This is a genomic window from Fibrella arboris (assembly GCF_041321095.1).
Lineage (GTDB): Bacteria > Bacteroidota > Bacteroidia > Cytophagales > Spirosomataceae > Fibrella > Fibrella arboris.
The window spans coordinates 121,184-141,063 of the sequence record NZ_JBGGWE010000016.1; the positions used below are offsets into that span (position 1 = coordinate 121,184).

The following is a 19,880-nucleotide window of genomic DNA, read 5'->3' on the forward strand; positions in this document are numbered from 1 at the left end:
AGAGTGGGTCAATTAATTGAGTGACTGAATGATACATAGCCCGTTAGGTAGCAGGGCGGAAGCGGGTACGAACCCGGAGCGCCTTTTGCAACGAGACTACAAGACAGCAAAACTCAATTACACTCGGGGCGGAGGCGAAAGCACCGCCAGGTAGCGGGCTATGGTAGCCAGTGGGGCGTCGGCAATGCGTACATCGACGAGCCAGGCTACCAGGGAAGCGGAAAACACTAACCGGTCGGAGGGCCGATATTCTTTCAGCAGCAGTTTAAGCCAGTGACCGGCTTTTCGCTGAGAATCGTCGCCGGAGTTGGCACTGATCGTTTTTTTAACAAAAGAAAGAAGGTCTTGCTGCCAGAAGCGGGCGGCCTTATCTTCCATACCGGCAATACGAAGCGTATCGCCACTCAGCTCAACACTGATCACGTCATAGAATTTCCCGTGGTAGGCAAAACCGTCTTCTGTTGTCTGCTCTACCAGTTTCTGCGCCTGCCCCGCTCCCAATACGACCTGAAACTCAACCATACTGTCCACGGAGGAGTAGACCGTCAGACGTTCAGTCAGATCATGCTGATCCTGCCACCAGACACCAACCGCTACCCATACCGTTGCCAGGGTGTGGTAGAGCAGTAAGGCCAGTAAGCTTAGACTCAACAGGCGTTTCATATTAGATTAACAGACAGTTACGAGTAATCTTCCCCTTTTTAGTAGAAAGAATAGAACAAATATAGTTAAATACAGTTGTAGGCCGATGCACTTGACTGAAAAATAGCAACTATCGGGCCACAGATTCAGAAAGGAGGCGTTAATAACCAGGTTGCCAGCCCGTCCAGGCTAAAATTAGTAGCCCACTGAATCTGTAGCAAATGTAGGTTTCGATGGTCATGAGCGGCATTGCGTACCAGATCCTGGTATTGGTAGCCCACTTCAATTTTGCCCCATTTCCCTGTGTTGTACCCTACGCCGCCGTATGTCCAGTTTTCGCCATAGAAGGCGTTCTTGGAGCTGATGGGGCTATTCTTTGCGCCGGAGAAACAGAGAAACGCTTCGTTCGATACAGCCGCATACCAGCCTGTTTTTTGCTGTTTGGGGTCGAAAAAGGGAATGGTAGCCCCCACATGATACCGACTTAGCTGGGCTAACGACCACTTTTCCGTTGAGAGCCGGAGTGGATACCGTTCTTCATAACGCAGTCGATGACTCATCTTGATTCGGCTACCGGTAATACCGTGCGTCAGCACGGTTTGGGCCCACAGCCGGTTTTCATTGACCCGAATACCAAACAGATTATGCCGTACATACGCATAGCCAAGTCCGACCTGAATGTTGTCGGTCACCTTGTAGGTGAAGCTAGGCTGAATATAATATTGCAGCGCCAGCATCGCAATTCCCGGCGACTCGGCGGCCTGCGACGTGGCATGGCTGGTCGATGACAGGAACACATTGTAGCCCAGGCGTTTGGTAATGGGACCCGTCTGGGAATATTGTGGAAAGACACCGTAAAACGTCCAGGTCTGGGCCAGTGATGGCAAGCCAGCACCAAGGAGCAGCAGGCAGGCAGTGGCAGTTCGTAGCCAGTTCTTCATAGTGGGTCGGGTAGCTTTTTTCGTCTACCCGACCACGCCTCCACAATATGTATGCCAGTAAGGCAACGGTCCTATTTACGCAGGCCAAACCTGTGCCCAGTGCTACTAAATCCCTAGAAAATGAAGTTGGTGCTCAGAAACACTGATTTATGATCGCCCACGATCTCATTCAGAATTTCTTTGTTCGCCGGCGTATCTTTCGTGGCCACGGCTGAACGAATGGAGAAGGAACGAATAGCGTCTTCCACAGATAACGTACCCTCAGCCGAATCTTTGCGACCTGTAAACGGGAACGTATCCGGGCCACGCTGGCATTGTGCGTTGATATTTACCCGGCTGACGAGGTTCACCAACGGATCGATCAAGGCAGAAATAGCCGTGGTATCCGTACCAAAAATACTCGCCTGCATACCGTGATCGTCGGTGATCAGGTAATCGATAAACTCATTCACGTCATCGTAAACAACGACCGGCACGACCGGTCCAAACTGCTCATCGCGGTATAACTTCATGCCTTCTTTCACCGGGTAAACAACCGCCGGTCTAAACAGCGATGCTGCCGTCTGACCGCCGCCTTCGTTCACCACCGATGCGCCCTGGGCTTCAGCGTCTTTGATACAATCAGCCAGGTAATCGGTTTTTCCGGGCTCGGGCAAGGGGGTTATCTGAACGCCTTCGCCCCAGGGCATACCTGGTTTCAGCTTGCTCACGGCCGGGCCAAACTTGGCCAGGAACTGATCGGCAATGCTGCGGTGCGCCCAGATGATCTTGATCGCCGTACACCGCTGCCCATTAAATGAAAGCGAACCCAGCAGGCACTCCTGCACCGCTACATCCAGATCAGCATCGGGCAGGATAATGGCCGCGTTCTTGGCGTCGAGGCTCATCACCGACCGCAACCGGTTCAGTTTTGGGTGTTGCCGTTGTAATTCATCAGCCACCCGACTCGACCCGATCAGGGTTAACACGTTTACCTTTCCGGACTGCATAACGGGTGGAATCACGTCGGCCCCACGTCCGTAGAGTGAGTTCACAACCCCTTTCGGGAAACTGGTCCGAAAGGCCTCCAGCATGGGGTAGTGCAGCAGAGAGCCATGTTTGGGCGTTTTGAACAGGATCGTGTTCCCCATCAAAATAGCCGGAATCAGTGTGGTATACGTTTCGTTCAGCGGGTAATTGAAAGGGCCCATCGAGAGCACGACACCCATCGGAGACCGACGGATTTGACCGATAATTCCCTCTTCAATCCGAAAACGCGATGAATTACGGTCCATCGTTTTCAGCGCATCGATGGTATCGTAGATGTACTTCACTGTTCGGTCGAACTCCTTGGTCGAATCGGCCAGATTCTTGCCGATCTCCCACATAATCAGGTTGATAACCAGTGACCGTTGCGCCAGCATCTTTCCGACGAACGTTTCCATACAGGCAATTCGCCCGGCAACCGACATCTGCGGCCATTCGCCCCGACCATTGTCGTAGGCAGCCACAGCCGCCTCCAGAGCGGCCATGGCTTCGGTGGGACCAGCCACCGGAAACGAGCCCACCAGCTGCCGCTGCAACGTACCTGGCGTGGCTGAAGCTGACGTATCCGGGAGGCATACCGGGGAGTAGACCTCGGCAACTTTCCCCGTCCAGGGTTTCATTTCGCCGTTGAGCAGATACTCCCGCTGGTGAATAGGAGCAATACGGTATGGAGCCGGAATTTGGTTGATATCGGCGGGGAAAAGCGAGGTGAGATCAGTAGCAGTCATCTTCCGTTGACATTTGTTCGGTCACAAAGTTGCCGATTATCCTGAAACGGGTAGCGTACTCACCAGACACACATCAAAAAACTATATCGATCGGTTAATACAGGCGGATTACTCTGACCGGCTACCCTATCGGCTGGTCCATGTATTGATATATAAATAATCCATCATACATCAATATAATAGATCCCCTGCTGTCTTTCCTTGATCAGAAAAGTATAAATTGTTCCACTTAATATATAATGCCACTCATGCAGTAGTGAGCCTATTTGGTAAATACTATTTTTACATATATTAATATGTTAATTGTTCAATAGATATCTAAACCTGTACCTTGCTGCTACGCTACGAGTGGTGCGTCTGCATTGGGTACCCTCATTTGTGCGTGAAGCGTCTACCGGAGTTTGATAGCCAGGCACGTTGGCCACTGACGTTCGTTATCGTCAGTTCCTGCCCTGAACCATGGGGCGGCAGTGAAGAGCTTTGGGCACAGGCCGCTATTCAGCTGGCCCAGGCAGGCCACCAGGTACACATTTATAAAACAACTGTCGATCGCTGGCATCCGCGTATCAGCACACTGCGGTCCGCTGGCTGTACGGTCACCGATCTGCATCAACTGCTGCCCTGGGTTATCCGTTTCCGTAATAGGGTGTTGCCAAATCGGTGGCGATATAGTGCCCACCGGGGTCGGGCGATTTTAACTCATGCGCTGGCAGCTACTCAACCTGATCTGGCTATTGTAGCCCAGGGGAATAATTTCGATGGCGTTGACTATGCAGACCTTTGCCGCCAACAAAAGCAGCCTTATGTGCTGATCGCCCAGAAAGCCGTTAATTTTTTCTTCCCTCAGGATGCAGATCGGCGTAAAATAAAAGAGGCCTACCGAGCCGCCCGCCACTGTTTCTTTGTGTCGCAACACAACCTGGCCCTTACCCGACAACAGCTTAGCCTCCCCCTGCCCAACGCTAGTGTGGTGGCGAATCCCGTCCATATTTCGCTCCAGCAGACAGCGCCGATCCCGATGCCACCGGTTCAGGAGGAGCTGTATCGGCTGGCTTGCGTGGCCCGGCTCGACGTACTGGATAAAGGGCAGGATTTACTGCTGGATGTGTTGCAACAGCCTAAATGGCGGTCTCGCGCCATCCATCTTACATTCTTTGGGGCCGGACCCCATCAGAAAGCCCTCCAGGAACTGGTCGACTTTATGGGCTTGTCTGATCTGGTTGCTTTCGGTGGTCATGTGTCCAATCCTGCAATCATTTGGCAAACCCACCACGCCTTGGTGCTTCCCTCCCGTAGTGAAGGGCTGCCTCTGGCGCTGGTCGAAGCCATGCTTTGTGGCCGGCCGGCCATCGCTACCAATGCGGGCGGCATTGCCGAACTCCTTCTCGACAACCAGGTAGGCTTTCTGGCCAAAGCGGCCTCCGTTGATGCCATCGACGAGGCATTGGAACGGGCCTGGGAGCAACGAACCAACTGGACAGCTATGGGCCAGGTAGCCGCCAGGTACGTTCGCGAAGCCATGCCTGCTAATCCGGCCGCTCTGTTTAGTCAACACCTGCTCGACGCGGTAAAACGATATCCAACGACATCACACACCTATGCATCAGCCTTTAATCTCGATTATCATTCCGACCTACAATCGAGGGCATCTGATTGAGAAAGCCATTGACAGTGTCTTGGCCCAGACGTATCCGAACTGGCAATTGATTGTGATCGACGATGGTTCTACCGATGACACGTCGGACCGATTATCGGCCTATAGCGCGATTGACTATTACAGGCAGGCCAACAAAGGGCAGGCGGCAGCCCGCAATGCCGGATTGCGCCATTGCCGGGGCGACTATATTGCCTCGCTGGATTCGGATGACGAATGGCAACCCAACTTTCTGGCTGACGGTATAGCTATGCTTGAAAAATACCGGCTCGATTTTGTGTTTCTGAACTGGACAACCAGCCAGGGTAGCGATGGCTATGCCTCGTATTTCCGGTCGGCCAGGCACAACCGGCGCTATTGCACCCAGCCCGAAAGCGACTGGTGGGTATTGACTCCCGAACAGAACCGGCGTCTGATGGTTGAGACCTGCCCCTCGCCCTCATCGGCGTTGATTATTCGGCGCCTGTCATTCCCGACGGCCTGGAACGAACAGATGCGCATTGCCGACGACTGGTGTATGGTGCTCGACATGGTCATCAACCGCCCCTGCCGCTCAGCGTTTACACTCGTTCCTCACTGGACCAAGCATATTCATGGAACCAACATTTGGGACTGCCGCGACCATACCCAGATTATCCCGGACCTTGGTTTTCATGATGAGATCGTACTGGCCCAACGGTACCGGCATCAACTGTCTGCCCGTGAAAAACGCATCTTCCGTCGTCGGCTGGCCATGCACCATTTCAATTTTGCCTACTTCAGCTGGAAACAGTCGGTGACGTCGACAAATGTGTTCCGGCACCTGCGCACTGCTTTTCGACTGGCTCCCTTCGCGGTAGGCCTGACCTTGGCTACCTGGGGGCAGGCACACGTCAGAAAGCGCTTTTTAGCTGCCCTGTAGCCGGGCTCAGGGCGTGTAGCTCATCAGCTTGGCAGCCAGCAGGCGAAGCAGATGAACGCAGTCCCGCCAGGTTTGCTGGCTGTTTCTGCCAAACAGGAGTACGTGAAGCAACAGAAACGGACTGTCTGCAGGTACACGCAGGCACTGACCAATCAGGATGGACAGCGGGAAGAAGACCGTATAAAATTCGTTGCCAATGATCCGCTGGTTGGCCGCCAGTATCAGCGGCCTCAGTTGCCAGATGCGCCAGCGGAAAAACTCAAGAAGCGCATAGAGCAGGAGAAACAGTATAGGCAAGACCTGGTTCAGCACCACCAGCGCCAGTATGAACGCCAGTCCCTCAACCGGAAACAGGATTCGTTCACCCAGTTGTTGCGTTTTATGCGCTCCCATACCGGTCACAAAGGTGTCGACGCCCGCCCGCTGGTCGGCGACGACATCGCTGAGCTGATGCCAGAGAATATTACGAATGCCGCAGGCCAACGCCCATGTTCCGATGGCGAGCCACCAGGCAACCGGAACAGTGCCCCGTACAAAATGCCCAATCAGTGCAACGGCAAATAACTGAGGAAACAAATGAGCCCCGGCGGCATCGGCCAATACGCCCGCCAAGCCACGTAGTTTAAGGCGGAAAGGTGGGAGCGAGTAGAGCGAATAGGCTACCCAGGCGCCTGAATAACATAGACTACTGATTGGGTTCAATGACCAGAAATATATGCCCAGCAGCGCACCGACTAACAGACAGGCTGCCAGACAAGTCATGACAAATCCGGTGGATTTGTCAGTTAGCCGGTTGTGTTTGCCCGCGGCCCGATCAATGTTACGGTCCGTCCAATCATTGATCAGGCTTACATAAACCGCCCCAACCGATAAGGCAAGAAGCAACAGGAAAAAGGAGACCCACATCGACATGAGCCTGGTACTGGCAAGGCTGGCTGTTGCATAGGCAATAGCGGCTACGGGCGACAATTTATACCCCCACCACTCACTGGCCCGCGAAATAGTGGTCAACTGCCGGAAAAAGGCCATACCTATTTTGGAAAAGAAGCCAGTAGCCGGCAGCATTAAGGCTCTATCGACTTGCGAAATGACTTGTTTTATGTGAAATTCACAACATATGACAGAAAATATATACAATAGTCGGTCGCCAGACTGATGACCAAACCTCGCTTGGTCATTAGCCTACACCGATCCCGGCCTATTCTTACTCAACGATGAACTTTCAGCGTATCCCTTCGCTTACAAAACGAGTCTTACGGGCCTCTGCCCGACGTGTCTTCGGACTGGGCCCATCTTTTCGGCCAACCCGCCAATCACAGCTTTTTGTGTATGGTGGCCGTACTAAACACTGGCCTGGCATGGGCCGGGAACTGTATGAGCGGGAGCCCGTGTTTCGCGCATCGGTACAGGTATGTTGCCAGCAGTTTTTAGCGCTCACAGGCGAAGATATTCTCCCGAATTTTGAAGGTCCTCTGGATCTGGATTTTTTCGCGGGTGGGCATCGGGTCGTTTATTCTATTCTGACCATACAGTTTGCCCTGACTGATCTGTGGGCGGCAAAAGGCATTATCCCTGATGCTACGCTGGGGTTGAGCCTGGGCGAATTCGCGGCGGTCTACGCAGCCGGTGGCCTGAGCCTTACCGACGCCATTCGCGCCTGTTCAGCCTGGAAAGCAGCCAGTTATCTGGAAGACAAAGACTACTTATCGCTGTTCGTCGGCAGTTCGCTGCCACAGGCGCAAACTCTTTGTCGGAATGCGCCGGTGGCGTTGTGGGCTGTGTATGAAACGAGCGCAACGAGTACGATCCTGCTGTGCAGAAGCGCCGACAAAGACCGGGCAACAGCCTACCTGGACAACCAGCAGATCAGCTGGCAACATCCCTTTACAGACACCACCCGACCCTTCCATACGTCGCTGTTCCGGCAGCATCATCCATCAGTCTCGCACCAACTTAGCCGCCTCACACCGATGCCCCTACAACGGGATTTCTATTCATCGACACTTGGCAGGGTGATTCCCAAACACACGGTGATCGATCCCATGTTGTGGTACGAACTGCTTAGCTCTCCCGTATTACTGTATTCGACTGTTACAGCGGCCATGGCCAATCGGCATCATGTGATGACGCACGTTGGCCCCCATCCATTTCTCGTTGGTAGCTCAATAAAGTCAGCGTTCAGTTTGCCGGACCATGTGAGGTTGCTCGACTCCATGCGCAGCGGTAGTGCCGAACAGGTTCAGTTTGAGGCAACGTACCTACAGCTTAAGCGGCTCAATCGCCGCCATACGTATTCACTCGCCAGACTCCTGCCGGCAAGCAGTACGAAAGCAGCCAGCCTTATTCCGACCCTTCATTTACTGGCGCCAGCATCCGTAGAGCATGCTCCGGCTATATACGCCTATCTCCGTCGCCATCACCGCATCTGTTTTCTGCCTCAGCATAAAGCGTGGCTTGTTCTTCATCATGAGGAGGTTAGCTATGTATTGCAGAAACCCGACCTCTTTTCCAACAGTCCATACCGGGAAGTAGACCCGTTCCTGCTTGGTGCCGACCAGCCAGCTCATACAACAATCAGAGCATTGCTCCAGCCCTTATTTTCGGCCCGGGCTATGGCCAGTTTACGGGAATTTATCACTGATGAACTGAATCATCGACTGGATGCCCTGATCGTCCGGTCCTCATTCGATTTCGTCGAGGAACTGGCCATCCCGCTGGTTCAGTCGGTAATGGGTCATTTTCTGGGTTTGCGGCCTATTGAAGCTGAATCATTACAGGCATCGCTGACCGGGCATCTATACGGCATGGGCTACCTACAGGACCTGGAACGTTTTTTTCAGTGCTACCTGAAGGATGTGCCAACGACCGGGGGCCAACTGGGAAGCCTGCTCATGCGGGAGGTTAAAGCAGGAAACCTATCGTCGGCAACGGCGGTCAGCCTGATGCGCCTGCTCTGGGCCGCAGGTACGTCGACTACCAGTATGGTCCTGACCAGTCTGGTCAATGCACTGATCCGGCAACCAGAGCTGGCTGGTCAGCTGCGTGCCAATGCCTCGTTGGTTCCGAAGTTCGTGGAAGAAGGAGTACGCCTTAACCCGCCTGAGTCGACGCTGTGGCGAACGGTGACGCAGGATACTACCCTGGCTGGCCAGCCGCTTCCGCAGGGTACACGGCTCATGCTCAGCCTGCTCTCTGCTAATCGGGACCCGCAGGTTTTTTCCAGCCCGGACGACTATGTCCTTGACCGATCTGCCAGCCAAGCCATGGCGTTTGGCGGGGGCATCCATCATTGTATCGGCGTGGGGATCGCCCGGTTAGAGGCACAGGTGCTGATACAGGTTATTTTACAGCGCCTGCCCAATCTCAAGCTCGTTGAGGTGCCTCCCCAGTATTATACGTCGACCAGCCTGCGGGGATTAGCCCGTTTACTTGTCAGCCCGTAGTAAGGTCGTGCAGTTCGTTTTGCAGCCAACCATGCCGACACACCTGATCAGAAAAACGGCCCTATGACCAGCACCAACCAGCCCCCCGTAGTTTCGCCAGCCGCGTTAGCGCAGGCCATCGAACGGGGAATCAGCTACCTGCATCAGCATCAGTATCCAAACGGAGAGTTCTGTTGTTACATGGCCCCGGATATGCCGATGCAGGCATGGTGTGTGCCCGACAGCACTGTTTTTCCAACGGCGGTCATTGCCAACGCCTTGCTTTCCCTGGCACAGCACCCCAATGTCGACGAGATGCTGAACCGCACCATCCCCTTCTTTCAATACCAGATGATGTATGGGGGCATCTGGAACTATTACACCCGCTGGCATTCCCTTTTCCGGCTCAATCCGGCAGACGTCGATGATACGGCTTATGTAGGCTCCTTGTTTAATGCCCGGCAGATCGGGTATCCCAGCGAGAGCACCCGCGCACTGATGCTGGCTAACGTCAACCGGCAGGGGGTTATCTACACCTGGTTTATTCTCAGGCCCCGATTGACGCTCAACCGAACGTACTGGCGGGTTGGCTTACGCGAGATGAAGCACCCGATCAGCAACTATTTCTTCTGGCGGAAGCACGACTGTTCGCGGGGCGATATTGATGGCGTTGTCAATGCCAATGCGTTGTATTATCTCGGCTATAGTGCTTCTACGCAGCCAGTTATCGACTATCTGCTCACCCTGGTCGTGTCTCATCAGGACATCAACTGCGACAACTGGTACCACAGTCCTATTAATTTCTACTATGCTCTGGGCCGGAACTACCAGGCCCACAGCACAGCGTTCGAGTCGGTTCGTGAGCTTGTGCTTTCCCGGTTGTTAGCCAGCGAGACGACGGATGGCCAGTTTGGCGGACATATACTGGAAACCGCCCAGGCACTAAGCGCGCTCATTTTTTGGCGGGGAGACAGGGCTGCGATGGAACGGGCTGCGTCTTTTCTGAACCAGCAACAGGGACAATATGGCGAATGGCCCCGCGCCATCTTTTTCTACAGTGGACGCAGTGGCGCAGTTGGCTGGGGGTCCGAAGAGCTCACAACGGCCTTTTGTCTGGAAGCACTGACGTTATATGCCGGGTACGTTCCTGCCGCCGTCACTAACGTACCCAGCCCTCAACTGCGGCGCTAGAGCGCAGACGAGCTAAAAACCAACGTAGCCGTGTAGGTTCCGCCAGGCTTCAGAAAAGCGGTTCCCCCCTTTGTTTTGTACCGAAACGTTGTTCCCAGCAACAGGGGTATGCTGGCCAGACCAGAAGCAATGACCTGGTCGGCAGTACTCAACAACACTTCGGGTCTGTTGCCCAGATTGATCGCCTGAATACTGATGGCAGATGCGGGTATCGCATTCGACTGATAGCGTAGATCGTCGGCCACCCGAATTTGCAACGACCAGGCCAGGCCAATCGAGACACTCAGGCGCAACGTGGTGTGGTCGACGGATACACCTTTGGTATAATCGTCTATGGTTCTGAGTGTCAAGGCCGGGTTACTCAGAATCGTTAGGCCAATTGCAGAAGGGCTCTCTGTCGTCACAAATGCGGGTACATCCTGACTATAGGGTTGGGCCAGCAGTTTCCAGGGCATAACGGCCAGAAAAATGAACAGCCAAAGCGCGTTACGTAAGGTCATTTCAATTCAGTTTCCAACTCAGCAACTTTTAATGGTTGTCCGGATCCGCTATCCAGGATAGCGACAATCAGGTATTTGCCCTTCGGCAATGTATCAGGCACGAGGGCCGTCACATTGAACTGTTCCTTCGGCATGGTATTGACGGGCATAGGCTCCATTTTCACTTCCTGCATGGTGGCCAGATTCAGGTATTCTACCCGGAGCTGGCTTTCGAGCAGCGTTCCACCCTGATTGGCAACCTGCACTTTTACCTGGTACCGGTCACCTGATCTTGACAACTTCATACCGGTAATGGCCACGTCGGGCTGCACGCTTTCGGCCGGTAGCACATAAACATGAACGCCGATCTGCACCCGGATGATAAACTGTGAACTTCGGCTGGCACTGGCCGTTTCCTGTTCGTTGACCTGCGTGAGCAGTACCATTGCATTTCGTAACAGACCGGCACCAGAGCTGGCATCAGCCAGTACCGTGACCAGAATGTCCCGTTCTTCGTGCGGAGCGAGTTCAATAACCGTTGGTGTAACCCTGACAACCGAGCAGCAGGAAGTGGGCAACGTACCTGCCGGATAATACACTTTTGTACCCGCCGAGTCGCGTCGCCAGTCAGCACAGGTTGCCTGCAAAATCAGCCGTTTATCCATCGTGTTGGTCAGATGAAGACGGGCCGTCTGTTCGGTTGTGCTGCTATGGTTGATGTATATCTTGGCGGGCGACACCTGAAAGCCAATCTGAGCCTGACAGGGTGTTAACCCGGCCAGGCTCAGTAATAGCCATACATGCATTCGCTGCCAGCAAAGACAGCTCATTTGTTTCAGCATTTTTAGCCAGCGTTAGTGGGCAGATATCGAATACGTAATTGTTGCCGTATAAATACCTGTTTTAACAAAATCCTGGCTGTTGGCAGGTGTCGAATATTTCATGTCAACAGTTTTAGCCATAGCTCCCGGCGCATTTGACACAAATGTCTGGTCGCTCGTCGATAGGTTCACGGCCGGTGTGGTCCCCAGGCCTCCGCTCATCGCCTGCACCGTGATATTACCGATCGGAATGGTCGTAGCCGACTGGCCCAGCCCAGAAGTCAGATCACCATCTGCCCTCACTTTCAGATCGTAAGGCCGATTGCTGCTAACCAGTAGCTGTAATGGGATTGTCACATTCCGACCATCGATGAAGTCAGTAACAGAACCATAGGTCAGCGGAACCGCCGGTACGCTAACGACCAGCGCCATCACGTCGACTAATGTCAGGGTAACTATCGCATTGCCAGACGTTAGTTGTGCGTGTGCCGACGAAGCACCTACCCCTGAACTCAGTGCCGCCAACGCGGCGACACTCGCAATAATTTTGTTAAACTTTTTCATATTAACGTTAACTTTTAGTAAAACTTAATTAGTTGAATACTAAGTACTTTTTTAAACAATTATTAAGCCACTACCAAACTGTGTCCCGTTAGCTCACTTATTAGTACCCATGCACTATAGACATTATTACTTACCACCAATAAATAACCCTTAATAATCAATCTATTAGCCATTTTTCTGGCTTTTGTCACTGACGCAATCGCCCTGGAAGTCAGTACATTAAAGTGTGGTCGGCATTAAAATTGTGAGGGTCTGCTTACTCTGCGTTATCGCTTCACCAGTCGACTCCAGCGACAATGGCTGCACTCATCAGGCTTATCTTTACCATCGCACTGTCTGCGCTATACCTCGGCCAAGCCGTTGGTCAGCCATTACGGGCTTCGTTCTGGCGTGATACAATCAGTGTTGCTACCGGGTCAACCTTTATTAATCGCCTGACCATCCAGAATAACGGGTCAGAGACCGTTTCCTTCCGCCTTCTGGTGCAGACGCCCCGCTTTGTTCAATGGGTGTCGTCAACACCCCAACGGTTCGAGCTCAAACCAGGCCAGACCGAAACAGTCCCCTTTAAAGGTTTGCTTTTTCAACATACCGGCGTACCTACGCAACAGATCACCGTTTTTTTAAGTGACTCAACCGGACACCTGCTACAAACCCGTTCCTTTAAACTGACGATTGCTGCGCAAAAAAATAAGCCCTCGTTCTCCCTCTACGTCCCCGACGAGACGGTACTTCTGTATTCAACGACCGAACCCGCCCGACCCACGTTCAGGCTGGTTCATCACCAGGCCAGACGTACATCGGTCTCCGTTGACATCGAGTCGCTTTCGTCAGGCATCGACAAGGCTGCATTTCCGCTGTCAATTCCGCTTAAAGCGCTGCAAGACACCAGTATAACATTGCTGGTGAACCCGTTACGGTACTGGTCGCCCAATAAGCCACATCAGCTGTCACTCACCCTTCGGGACTCAACAGGTTCTATCGTTGGCAGTGTGCTCTATAAGGTGGTAGTGGCAGTAGCCAGTAAGCGGTTTGAAAAAGCCAATACGGGTTCCAGTGAGGGTTTTGGTATTCGAACAGCGATCACCAAGTTGAGTACGAACCAGTGGGCGAGGGAAGCCCGTATCTGGGGCGCAGACTCTATCGGGAACGCCCAGCTTACTTTCCAGCTCAACTACCTCGACTATGCTTCGGCCAATTATCAACAGCTACAGAGCTCGTCGATATCGCTTCGGACCAGTCGAACCCAGTTGCACGTGGGCAGTTTGTACGATTACCACGAGCTGCCATTACTTGGGCGCGGGGTGCGACTAAATCTAATCAGACCAGACCATGAATGGACCTTCTGGGCGGTGAATACCAACCCGAACTGGCTGTATTCTGGCGCGAATGCCTGGACCGGAAATGTTGCTTCGGTTCGCTATGACCAACAGATCGCCAGCGTCCCCGGTGCTGCCTGGTCGGTAAGCAGCAGCTACTTCACGCAGCCAGGTCTGATGCGGGCCGGTTATCTGAACTTTGCTTCCTTTCAGTATGATGCGTCCGAGAATCAGTCGTTACAAGTGCTGGCTGGCCAAAGTACAGAATACGCGCAAAGTAACCCCAGCCTGGCCCGCACTGTGGGGTGGGCCGGCCAGGTACATTATTCCTATGAACGCCCGGCGCTGCGTTGGCAACTTCGCTCTTATTTCAGCACGCCCGTTTATTCCGGGCTCCAACGAGGCGCTACCCTGTTGACAAGTCAGCTTTCCTGGCTCCCCTCAGATCATACCACCCTGTTGTTTCGTATCAATCATGTTCATTATAATCAGGTCAGGTACGTTACGGCCACGGATAACTACCGATATGTTTTTGGCAATTCGATAGTCGAAGCCAGTTTAACCAGCCGACTTGGGCCACTTATTGCCGGCTTTCGCCCCTACTGGTCCCTCCAGACCGACTCGTCGAACCCGTTTAGCCAGCAGGCCACCGCCTATCGGGTAGCGCCATCGCTTACCTATCAGCGCCGGCATAGTCAGTTCATGCTCACGTATGATGCTGGCCTATTTCTGTATGAATCACCGCTGCCGAACCGGTCGCAGCCCATCAGTCAGCGTATTACGACCTCGGCAAGCCTTGGGAACTTCAGTCTGTGGGGCTATTTCCAGAAGGGTCCCTACTTCCTCAACGATCTTCGGACCGAACGGCCCAACCAGATCATGACGGCTTCACTTACACCCATGGTCAATTTTTCACTGCTCGATAAACGGTTGGCCGGTTCAGCCGGCCTCAACTACCTGTACGACGCGCTGTACTTAAAATCACGCTACATTGCCGTTGGCCGGGTGCAATACGATGTCACCCCCACCTTCTCTGTCCGGTTGGAAGGCAATGGAACACCCTACGCCGAGCAGGATGAATTTACGTATAGCCAATACCGGCTGGAGCTGACGAAACGGTTCGATAAGCTACGGTTCAGGCCAAATGGGCGGTTACATCTACGCTTTTTCAGCGACGCCAATGGGAATGACCGGTTCGATGCGGGCGAACAATGGCTGGAAGGTTTACTGGTGACCGTCAATGACAATACCCTCATCACCGACGAAAAAGGACAGATCTCGTATCAAAACCTTCCCCCCGGCACTTACGCTGTTTCTGCGCTGAGCACCGGACGGTTGGGCGATCCCATTTTATTTCAGGAGAGTATCAACATGGAGCGATCCGTGAATCGGGTAATTCCGCTCCGGCAAACATTCCGGGTTACTGGCCAGCTCAGTTGCCAGACGAACGTTTATGACCAGAAGCCTTGCGAATTTGAACGGTTTGTCATCGAAGTTCAGCGGGAGGGTAAAAAAATCACGTCAACAACGACCTTGCCCGATGGCACTTTCGCCCTGCATCTGTCGCCAGGTACGTACACGATCCTGGTTCACGATTATGGGCGGCAGGTGCAGGCAACCGTCAGAACCAGCGCCCTGATTGTCAGCTCGGCTGGCGAACACCCCGCCCTCAACTGGACTGTCGACGGGTCGACCCGCGCTGTAGAGATCAAACGGTTCAAGCAGGAGTAGACAGTATGCGCGCCGGCATCACCACCAGCCTGGAAATCAGGCTGGATTTGGCCACTACCTACGTATATTGCACCCTAGTCTATACGTAAGTGTCTATGCCGCGTTCTCGTCCAGAACCACCAATCGATCCCGTAAAATTAATTACTTGGCTAGTGGTCATGCTGCTGTCGCTGCTCATGGCCAGGTTGTTCTGGTGGCTGCTAACGTATGTCTATGAGTCCCTCAAAACGACGGCCACTGCCTAATCGATAGCTTATCATAAGCCACTACGATGATGTCAGGACGCTACGGTTAGCCCGCGGGCATGACCCATTCTGACTGATAGAATGATCGGTAGATGACTGGGAAGATCAGGCATGTCAAGATCGTTGCCCTGATCAGGGCACCAATGACCACCATAGCCAGCGTGCAGCCCCGACTTATATTCCGGGCAATTCGCCGGTCGTCCTCGATGATCCCTATTTTCTTCATGCTGGTTGAGCAACGAACCAGACAAAGGAATTACATCGATCCTGGAAACAAAAAAGCGCCTAACCACTTTTATGTCAGTGATCAGGCGCTTTGTACCGGGTGCCGGACGCAAACCTTTATAATTCGCACACTTTGAGCAATACTCAAAATAGCGCAAAAAGTGGGTTTCTGAATAGTATAGAGGCTTTTTTGTAAAGACAGACATTAAACTGATATAAGATAGATTCAAGTTTATTAACTAATTCCTCCCCCGTTTTCTCCCCCGCTTTCTAAAAGCCCTATATTTGAGCCGTGTTCAAAACAGTTCTGATTTATGGCAAGGAAGGCGAATAACCCCGCTACTTTTTGGCTACGCGACCCCAAAGCGACAAAGCCAACCCCTATACACTGTCTAGTTTCCTTCGATGGAGATAGGGTGAAGGTGTCAACACCGTTTAAGTGCTTACCTGCTCACTGGAATCTTGAAAAGTATCGGGTTCGCAATGTGTCAGATGCCACAGAGAAAGACCAAATCAATACGTACCTGTCTGGACTTGAGAAAAAGGTATCGGCAATACTGGCAGACCTACGGAGTTCAGGTGTTGCACTTACAAGGGATTTGGTACGCGCCCGCGTTGATGCCTTTATAAATCCTGTTGCCGATGAGGAGAAGCCTAAAACGCTGTTAGACTTCATTGACGCATATATAAAAACGGCCCCTACTCGACTCACTAAAAACAGCGGTGCTAAAGCAGGCCAGTTCATTGCACCTAATACCATACGCAGGTACATCACTTCTTATAACGGTCTACTTGCATTCTCTAAAATCTATCCGCGCCCGCTAACGTTTGATAATATTGATTTGGCCTTTCACAAGGCTTATACGTCGTGGCTAACCTCTAAAAACTACGCAACAAACAACGTCAGCAAGTACATAGAAAACGTAAAAACCTTCATGGCAATAGCCGTAGATGAGGGATATACTACCAATATCACTTACCAGAAATTTAACGCCCCGCGTGTAGAGTCCGAAAACATCTATCTGACAGAGGAGGAGTTAGGCCGTATCTATAACCTCGACTTGTCAAATAACCCCCGGCTCGATAAAGTACGCGACCAATTCATTTTTGCATCATGGACAGGTTTACGCTTTTCGGACTTTTCGACCCTTCAACCTGAACACTTCAAAACCAGTCCACAAGGCAAACCATACATTGACTTGAGACAACGTAAAACGGGTGGCCGTGTAGTAATTCCCTTCGTGCATGAACACGTTGGAGCCATAAGGGCAAAGTATAATGACAAGTTGCCCGCTGGCATATCAAACCAGAAAACAAACGACTACATAAAGGAAATATGTAAGCTGGCAGAGATAAACAGCCGTGAGTTAAAGCATATTGTAAAGGGTGGCCGTGAATTGGTTAAAACCGCCGTAGTAAAGAAGGTCGTGAAAGATGGCCGTGAGGTTGAACAAACTTCTGTCGGATGGGATACCAAATCTACAGGTGTGGAGAAATGGCAGTTAGTAACTAGTCACACAGCCCGGCGTTCTTTCGCCTCCAACATGTTTAGACGTGGGTTCCCCTCGGATGCACTTATGAAGATCACAGGTCATAAAAAGCTAAACGTATTCATGAAGTACGTGAAAGCTACTGACCATGATTTAATAGAAATGATGTACGAAATGGTGGAGCGCAAGCCCGAACGTGTTAACCCATTCCGTAAGGTGTCCTGACCTGACTTTTGTTTCCCTCTCCGTGTTCAAATCCTGCTGACCAATGATTGACCCTGAAATAGATTTATCTGCTTACCTAAAGTGGCTTTGCTCGCTTGGTGTGCGTTGTAATGAAGTCCCGGAGTTGGTAAGTAAAATAAATAGATACGTATTAGCCTCTTTTCGTCTAAACTGCCGGGTTTGGCTTGGACAGTATCAGACCGGTTTATCAAAACGGCTAATGGCTCATTTCGATCAAAAAAAAACTGAATTGCAAGATCGATTAAAGGTTATTGAGGAGGAATATATTAGGTACGTAGGTAGCATACCCGGTACGGTATATATACCCGATGAGGAGGAAAGAAAAGCATATAAACTCCGACAAGAAAAGTACGATAAAATTATACAATCACAATTCTATTTCCTGCCTACTATTGAGGAGGTGGAAACTATTCAACATTTACGGCTAAGTGGCTTTTTATCAGATGTTCGAGATTTGCAAAGAGCTAAGTGGTTCCGGCCTAAAAACCAACTGTATCAACAGAAGTTAGACGGTTTGTCATTAGTGCATGAGGCCACTTATAGTGAAGGAGAGCCGCTAAGTAACGTTAACAGGATTGCCGCCCTTAATGGGTTGATAAAAGATATTTATTCTTATGATTTAGCAACCTACTTGCGTGGTCTACTCTTGCCCGGTGCTGATGCCTCGACAGTTTTACAGACAAATATTAGCCGTGTTAGTGAGCCTTTAATTATTGATGAATTAGATAATTGTGAAGTAGAGGAACCTCAACACTCTGCCCCCGCCCTGTCGACAGAAAAACCAACGCATAATACTCTTGCCATTTTGGCGCACTTGTGCCACGAATCCGGCTTGCCCCGGTTTGGTTCTACAGGCACTATCAAAGCAGATGCATACGAGTTTGCGGCACCATTTGAAGTCGATAAAAATAGATTTTACCAGACTTACAATAAGATTGCAAAGGGTAAACTCAAGCTATCTGATTTAAAACCCGATGAGGTATCGCGTTTGCGTGTTGAGTTGAAACGCTACCCTTTGGCACTACAACACTTTGATAATCTGAGCAATAAAAATAGTATCGTTTCAAGGTAGCATGGTAGCGTAGGACACCTGCACCGCTACCAACGTGGTTTGCATTACCCCGACACTAACCGGGTTTAACAATGCAGACGAACGTAATGATTGAGCAGGTAGAACGCTCTACACTGCTTATTGAGATGTGAGTAGGTTCATAAAGATGCTTTCTTTTTTAGGTATGGCAACTTACACACCTGCTGACTACGAACTGCTGCGACGGCGTTGTGCCGCTCTCAAAGAGCAGAACTGGCCCCAAGTCAAAATTGCCCAAGCCTTAGGAATGACTGAAGGCTGGGTGAGTCAAACCCTCAAAAAGTACCGCCAAGATGGCCCCGATGCCTTGATTTGGAAAAAGCCTGCTGGACCCGCCTGCCGACTCGATGAGCAGCAACTGGTTCAGTTAGTCACCGAGTTAACCAAAGGAGCAGTAGCTAACGGCTTTGAAGGAGAAGTCTGGACCCGACAACGCGTTAACGCTGTCATTACCAGGCTGTTTGGGGTTAGCTACGATCCCTCCCAAGTAGGCCGTTTACTCAAGCGCGTCGGCTGGAGTCGTCAATTACCCCAGCCAAAGGCACGTCAGCAAAACTCAGCCGCCGTCCAACAGTGGCGGCAGGAGCACTTGCCTGCGCTTAAAAAAAGCCAGGGCTGAGGGCCGTGTCATTGTCTATGTTGATGAGTCTGCCTGTTATTTATTGCCCTTTCTGGCTCATACGTGGGCACCCAAAGGCCAAACCCCACTCATCGTGGAGCAAGCAGGACGTACGCATCTGAGTCTGATAGCCGCCATTGCGCCCAACGGACGACTCTACCTGGGTGGCCAGGATCGGCCCTTCACTAGCCAGGATATCGTCTGGTTTTTGGATCGTTTGTGTCGCCGATACCGCAAACGAAACTTGTTGGTGATCTGGGATGGGGCGGCCATTCATCGTAGTCAAGTGGTCAAGGACTGGCTCAGCCAGCGGGCGGGCAGGGTCCATTTGGAACGCTTACCAGCCTACAGTCCAGAATTAAATCCGGTCGAGTTACTATGGAGCCAACTGAAGCGAAGCCTAAAAAATCAAGCCTTTATCAACTTATTGAGATGTGAGTAGGTTCATAAAGATGCTTTCTTTTTTAGGTATGGCAACTTACACACCTGCTGACTACGAACTGCTGCGACGGCGTTGTGCCGCTCTCAAAGAGCAGAACTGGCCCC

At 51.8% G+C, this 19,880-nt stretch carries 17 protein-coding genes; 9 read left to right on the forward strand and 8 right to left on the reverse strand.

The window, feature by feature from the left end; genetic code table 11:
- Positions 1-117 precede the first annotated feature (117 nt).
- The 3 genes from ACAW75_RS22655 to ACAW75_RS22665 all read right to left on the reverse strand — a co-directional run bounded on the left by ACAW75_RS22655 (position 118) and on the right by ACAW75_RS22665 (position 3,337).
- Complete coding sequence (locus tag ACAW75_RS22655; protein WP_370731048.1) at positions 118-663, reverse strand: hypothetical protein; 546 nt, start codon at positions 661-663, stop codon at positions 118-120.
- A gap of 125 nt (positions 664-788) precedes the next feature.
- Complete coding sequence (locus tag ACAW75_RS22660) at positions 789-1,583, reverse strand: DUF2490 domain-containing protein (protein WP_370731049.1); 795 nt, start codon at positions 1,581-1,583, stop codon at positions 789-791.
- Between the two features lie 113 nt (positions 1,584-1,696).
- Positions 1,697-3,337 carry an aldehyde dehydrogenase family protein gene (locus tag ACAW75_RS22665; protein ID WP_370731050.1) on the reverse strand — a complete coding sequence of 547 codons (1,641 nt, stop codon included), beginning with the start codon at positions 3,335-3,337 and terminating at the stop codon, positions 1,697-1,699.
- Between the two features lie 382 nt (positions 3,338-3,719).
- Here ACAW75_RS22665 and ACAW75_RS22670 point away from each other — a divergent pair, with 382 nt between their 5' ends.
- Both ACAW75_RS22670 and ACAW75_RS22675 read left to right on the forward strand, forming a co-directional pair.
- Positions 3,720-4,994, forward strand: coding sequence for a glycosyltransferase (locus ACAW75_RS22670; RefSeq protein ID WP_370731051.1), 1,275 nt, complete (start codon positions 3,720-3,722; stop codon positions 4,992-4,994).
- The gene (locus ACAW75_RS22675; RefSeq protein WP_370731052.1) at positions 4,936-5,892 is read left to right on the forward strand and encodes a glycosyltransferase family 2 protein; all 957 of its coding nucleotides are present in this window, start codon (positions 4,936-4,938) and stop codon (positions 5,890-5,892) included. Before ACAW75_RS22670 ends, ACAW75_RS22675 begins: the two co-directional genes overlap by 59 nt.
- A gap of 6 nt (positions 5,893-5,898) precedes the next feature.
- On the opposite strand, the gene ACAW75_RS22680 is transcribed toward ACAW75_RS22675, so the two are convergent.
- On the reverse strand, positions 5,899-6,921 hold the full coding sequence (locus ACAW75_RS22680; protein ID WP_370731053.1) for a UbiA family prenyltransferase: 1,023 nt from the start codon (positions 6,919-6,921) through the stop codon (positions 5,899-5,901).
- A 185-nt stretch (positions 6,922-7,106) separates the two neighbouring features.
- Here ACAW75_RS22680 and ACAW75_RS22685 point away from each other — a divergent pair, with 185 nt between their 5' ends.
- Positions 7,107-9,335 carry a cytochrome P450 gene (locus tag ACAW75_RS22685; RefSeq protein WP_370731054.1) on the forward strand — a complete coding sequence of 743 codons (2,229 nt, stop codon included), beginning with the start codon at positions 7,107-7,109 and terminating at the stop codon, positions 9,333-9,335.
- Positions 9,336-9,398: 63 nt separating this feature from the next.
- Entirely contained in the window at positions 9,399-10,505 is a 1,107-nt protein-coding gene (locus ACAW75_RS22690) for a hypothetical protein (RefSeq protein WP_370731055.1), read from the forward strand.
- Here the strand turns inward: ACAW75_RS22690 and ACAW75_RS22695 are convergent.
- Genes ACAW75_RS22695 through ACAW75_RS22705 form a run of 3 tightly spaced genes read right to left on the reverse strand, consistent with a single transcriptional unit; the run spans position 10,502 to position 12,369 of the window.
- On the reverse strand, positions 10,502-11,005 hold the full coding sequence (locus ACAW75_RS22695) for a hypothetical protein (RefSeq protein ID WP_370731056.1): 504 nt from the start codon (positions 11,003-11,005) through the stop codon (positions 10,502-10,504). The two genes, ACAW75_RS22690 and ACAW75_RS22695, sit on opposite strands and share 4 nt — an antisense overlap.
- Positions 11,002-11,814 carry a fimbrial biogenesis chaperone gene (locus ACAW75_RS22700; protein WP_370731057.1) on the reverse strand — a complete coding sequence of 271 codons (813 nt, stop codon included), beginning with the start codon at positions 11,812-11,814 and terminating at the stop codon, positions 11,002-11,004. Before ACAW75_RS22700 ends, ACAW75_RS22695 begins: the two co-directional genes overlap by 4 nt.
- 24 nt (positions 11,815-11,838) lie before the next feature.
- Positions 11,839-12,369 (reverse strand): hypothetical protein, encoded by a 531-nt coding sequence (locus tag ACAW75_RS22705; protein ID WP_370731058.1) that lies wholly within the window; start codon positions 12,367-12,369, stop codon positions 11,839-11,841.
- A 296-nt stretch (positions 12,370-12,665) separates the two neighbouring features.
- Here ACAW75_RS22705 and ACAW75_RS22710 point away from each other — a divergent pair, with 296 nt between their 5' ends.
- Positions 12,666-15,419 (forward strand): hypothetical protein, encoded by a 2,754-nt coding sequence (locus ACAW75_RS22710; RefSeq protein WP_370731059.1) that lies wholly within the window; start codon positions 12,666-12,668, stop codon positions 15,417-15,419.
- Between the two features lie 291 nt (positions 15,420-15,710).
- On the opposite strand, the gene ACAW75_RS22715 is transcribed toward ACAW75_RS22710, so the two are convergent.
- The gene (locus ACAW75_RS22715; RefSeq protein ID WP_370731060.1) at positions 15,711-15,890 is read right to left on the reverse strand and encodes a hypothetical protein; all 180 of its coding nucleotides are present in this window, start codon (positions 15,888-15,890) and stop codon (positions 15,711-15,713) included.
- A 313-nt stretch (positions 15,891-16,203) separates the two neighbouring features.
- On the opposite strand from ACAW75_RS22715, the gene ACAW75_RS22720 reads away from it, so the two are divergent.
- From ACAW75_RS22720 to ACAW75_RS22735, 4 genes are all read left to right on the forward strand, one after another.
- A complete protein-coding gene (locus ACAW75_RS22720) occupies positions 16,204-17,604 on the forward strand; it encodes a tyrosine-type recombinase/integrase (RefSeq protein WP_370731061.1) in 1,401 nt (466 codons plus the stop codon).
- Positions 17,605-17,647: 43 nt separating this feature from the next.
- Complete coding sequence (locus ACAW75_RS22725; protein WP_370731062.1) at positions 17,648-18,697, forward strand: hypothetical protein; 1,050 nt, start codon at positions 17,648-17,650, stop codon at positions 18,695-18,697.
- A 163-nt stretch (positions 18,698-18,860) separates the two neighbouring features.
- Positions 18,861-19,334: a winged helix-turn-helix domain-containing protein gene (locus ACAW75_RS22730; RefSeq protein ID WP_370731063.1), complete on the forward strand. Its 474-nt coding sequence runs from the start codon at positions 18,861-18,863 to the stop codon at positions 19,332-19,334.
- A gap of 10 nt (positions 19,335-19,344) precedes the next feature.
- Entirely contained in the window at positions 19,345-19,776 is a 432-nt protein-coding gene (locus tag ACAW75_RS22735) for an IS630 family transposase (RefSeq protein WP_370731065.1), read from the forward strand.
- Positions 19,777-19,880: the final 104 nt, after the last annotated feature.